Annotated in this window: 5 protein-coding genes; 2 read left to right on the top strand and 3 right to left on the bottom strand. The window is 67.9% G+C overall.

The window, feature by feature from the left end; all coding sequences use genetic code 11:
* Positions 1 to 68 precede the first annotated feature (68 nt).
* From K7W03_RS27030 to ung, 3 genes are read right to left on the bottom strand one after another with little or no spacing between them, the layout of a single operon-like run.
* The gene (locus K7W03_RS27030; RefSeq protein ID WP_025552249.1) at positions 69 to 500 is read right to left on the bottom strand and encodes a DUF488 family protein; all 432 of its coding nucleotides are present in this window, start codon (positions 498 to 500) and stop codon (positions 69 to 71) included.
* Positions 501 to 539: 39 nt separating this feature from the next.
* Positions 540 to 803, bottom strand: a complete 264-nt coding sequence (locus K7W03_RS27025; RefSeq protein ID WP_025552251.1) for a hypothetical protein — start codon at positions 801 to 803, stop codon at positions 540 to 542.
* A complete protein-coding gene (ung, locus tag K7W03_RS27020) occupies positions 800 to 1,495 on the bottom strand; it encodes a uracil-DNA glycosylase (RefSeq protein ID WP_222888032.1) in 696 nt (231 codons plus the stop codon). The genes K7W03_RS27025 and ung overlap by 4 nt, the downstream gene beginning before the upstream one ends.
* Positions 1,496 to 1,574: 79 nt before the next feature.
* On the opposite strand from ung, the gene K7W03_RS27015 reads away from it, so the two are divergent.
* Together K7W03_RS27015 and K7W03_RS27010 are read left to right on the top strand one after the other, a co-directional pair.
* Positions 1,575 to 2,546, top strand: coding sequence for a serine hydrolase (locus K7W03_RS27015; protein ID WP_137709552.1), 972 nt, complete (start codon positions 1,575 to 1,577; stop codon positions 2,544 to 2,546).
* A gap of 65 nt (positions 2,547 to 2,611) precedes the next feature.
* Positions 2,612 to 2,980, top strand: a complete 369-nt coding sequence (locus K7W03_RS27010; RefSeq protein ID WP_222888030.1) for a DUF962 domain-containing protein — start codon at positions 2,612 to 2,614, stop codon at positions 2,978 to 2,980.
* Positions 2,981 to 3,036: the final 56 nt, after the last annotated feature.

Genomic DNA, 3,036 nt, shown 5'->3' with positions numbered 1-3,036 from the left:
GAGCGGGTGGATCTGGTGCCTTGAGGAGCGCGCGTCCCCTCCCCTGAAGGGGAGGGGAAGCGCGCTCCTCAAGGCACCAGATCCACCCGCTCCGCATCCGGCATGACCGCATCGATCAGCAACGACCGGTGGCAGGCCGCCGCATCCCGCTCGAAGCACAGCAGCGCCACGGCCTGCTCCTCCGCCATCTCCACCAGTTGCGCGGCCTGCACCATCGCCTCGGGCAGTTCCAACTGCCCCGCATAAATCTCCGCCAGCCGCTGGTGCTGCCCCTTGCGCGCCGCCTCCCGCCCGGCGGCGGGCGTCCCCAGCGCCTTCAACCCGACATAATCGATCCCCGCCTCGCGCAGCCCGGCGGCGAGGATATTCTTGGAAAAGCCCGGCCGCCGCGACAGCGGAACCGCCCGCACATCGGCCAGCATCGTCACGCCCGCCGCGCGCAGGGCGGCGATCACCTCGTCCTGCGTCGCGCCCTCATAACCGATGGTGAAGATTCGCATGCCCGACAGACTAGCCTGTTCCTGCGCGGCGGCAAAACCCTACTCGTTCCCCTCGGCCCGTTCCATCATCTCCATGAAGTCGCGCGCCGCGTCCCGGTCCGCCGGGTCCTCGAACGCCTCGTCCAGATCGGGCGCCGCCCCCAGCAGGAACATCAGCGACCACAGCGCAAAGCGCCGCCGCCCATCCGTCTCCAGCCCGAAATCCACCCGCATGCGCTCCAGCCCCGCTTCCAGGGCATCAGGGGTCAGCGCGTCCACATCCCGCACCCCGAAATAGCGGTGCAACTGGTCGTCGAAATTCATGCCGCCACCGTCTCCGGCAACCCCCAGTCGATCACCCCGCGCCCCTTCTCCTCCAGAAAGGCGTTGGCCTGCGAAAAATGCCGGCACCCCAGGAACCCGTTATGCGCCGAAAGGGGGGAGGGGTGCGCCGCCTTCAGCACCAGATGCCGGCTCCGGTCGACGAATTCCGCCTTGCGCTGGGCATAGCTGCCCCACAGCAGGAACACGACCGGCTCGCGCTGCTGGTTGACCAGCCGGATGATCGCGTCGGTAAACTGTTCCCAGCCGCGCTTCTGGTGCGACGCCGCCTTGCCCATCTCCACCGTCAGCACGCTGTTCAGCAGCAGCACGCCCTGCCGCGCCCAATGCTCCAGGAAACCGTGGCGCGGCGGCGGCAGGCCCAGGTCGCTCTGCAATTCCTTGTAGATATTGACCAGCGACGGCGGCGTCCGCACCCCCGGCTTCACCGAAAAGCACAGCCCATGCGCCTGTCCCTCGCCATGATAGGGGTCTTGCCCCAGCACCACCACCTTCACCTTGTCCAGCGGCGTCAGGTCCAGCGCCCGGAAATATTCGCCGCCCTTGGGGAAGATGCGCTTGCCCTGCGCCTTCTCCTCCTGAAGAAAGCGCTTCAGCCCCTGCATATAAGGACTTGCGAATTCCCCGAGCAGCGGCGCGCGCCAGCTCTCGTCCAGCTTGATCGTATCGCTCATGGCCCGGCGTGATGAACCCCGCGCCGATCCGCTGTCAACAGTGCTTGCCCTTCTCCGGCAAATCGGGGAAACAGGCGGCATGCCGCGCCTTCGCACCAAGCTGATCGCCTTTCTGGGCCTGTTCCTGGCTCCGCTGCCCACCGCCGACGCCTTCGGCCCGACGCCCAATCCGGTCCAGCACAGCGCCGAATCCCGCCTGATGGCCGAATTCGCCCGTTTCGCCACGCTGACCGACGGCACGGTCGGCATCGCCGTGCGCGACCTCGGCACGGGCGAGACGCTCGCCTATAATGGCGACACGCTGTTCCCCATGGCCAGCACCTACAAGGTGGCGGTCACGGCCAAGATCCTCTCGCTGCTGGACGCGGGCAGCCTCAGCCTCGACGAACCGCTCATGCGCCTCGGCCGCCCGCTGCCGGTGCGCACCCTGATCGACATGAGCCTGACGCTCAGCGACAATGAGGCGACCGACGCCCTTGTCGCCCGCGCCGGCGGGCCGCAGGCGGTCAACGACTGGGTCCGCGCCGCCGGGATCAGGGGCCTGCGCGTCGACAGCAACACCCGCGACCTGCTCGCCCGCGCCAAGGTGACGGGCATTGGCTTCGGCGATGAAGCCGCGATGGAATCCGGCCTTTCCGCGGCGCAGCGCGACGCCCGCGACATGCCCAATCTGGGCTTCGCCGCCGACCCGCGCGACACCGCCACGCCGCGGGCGATGGACGACCTGCTCGCCGCGATCCGCCTGGGCAGGGTGCTGCGGCCCCAGACGACCGCGCTGATGCTGTCGGTCATGGAACGCTGCAAGACCGGCAAGGCCCGGCTGCGCGCCATGCTGCCGCCGGGCACGCGCATCGCGCACAAGACCGGGACGCTGAACGGCCTCGGCAACGACGCGGGCATCGTCACGCTGCCCGATGGCCGCATGTTCGTCATCTCGGTCTTCGTGATGAAGGACCATATGGGCCATGAACTGCGCGACCGCATCATGGCCGAAGCGGCGCGGGCGGCCTATGATTATTTCCTGTTCGCCCCCGATCGGCACACGGCCTGACGCATCCATCTTAACTTCCATCCCGTTTCCCGATAGGCTTGCGGACACAGGCAGGAGGGGATGCGATGGACGACAAGACGGCGGCGTTCCGCGACTTTTGGCCCTATTATCTCCAGGAACATGCCCATGCGGGCACGCGGGCGATGCACTATGCCGGCACCAGCCTGGTCGTGCTGCTGATCGCCGCGCTGCCGGTCGCGGGAAGCTGGTGGATGATCCCCGCCGTGCCCCTCGCCGGCTATGGCTTCGCCTGGATCGGCCACAGCCTGATCGAACATAACCGCCCCGCGACCTTCCGCTATCCCTTCTGGTCGCTGCGCGCCGATTTCGTGATGTGGTACCGGTTCCTGACCGGGAAAATGGGCCGCGACCTGAAACGCGCCGGCGTCCGCCCCGACGGCAGCATAGACCCCGCCCTGCGCCGCGAATTGTGATGGTCCCGACCGGTTTGGGTGGAATCAGGACATTCCCCCTCCCGCAGGCGGGAGGG

It is taken from the genome of Sphingobium sp. PNB (assembly GCF_019873065.1).
Lineage (GTDB): Bacteria > Pseudomonadota > Alphaproteobacteria > Sphingomonadales > Sphingomonadaceae > Sphingobium > Sphingobium fuliginis.
The sequence above is the reverse complement of the archived record's forward strand: the minus strand, read 5'-3'. Positions and strand labels throughout refer to the sequence as shown.

Bases quoted from the DNA above. Each gene is read 5' to 3' on its own strand.
- ung (WP_222888032.1), bottom strand. From the start codon at position 1,495: ATGAGCGATACGATCAAGCTGGACGAGAGCTGGCGCGCGCCGCTGCTC.
- K7W03_RS27030 (WP_025552249.1), bottom strand. From the start codon at position 500: ATGCGAATCTTCACCATCGGTTATGAGGGCGCGACGCAGGACGAGGTG.
- K7W03_RS27015 (WP_137709552.1), top strand. From the start codon at position 1,575: ATGCCGCGCCTTCGCACCAAGCTGATCGCCTTTCTGGGCCTGTTCCTG.
- K7W03_RS27010 (WP_222888030.1), top strand. From the start codon at position 2,612: ATGGACGACAAGACGGCGGCGTTCCGCGACTTTTGGCCCTATTATCTC.
- K7W03_RS27025 (WP_025552251.1), bottom strand. From the start codon at position 803: ATGAATTTCGACGACCAGTTGCACCGCTATTTCGGGGTGCGGGATGTG.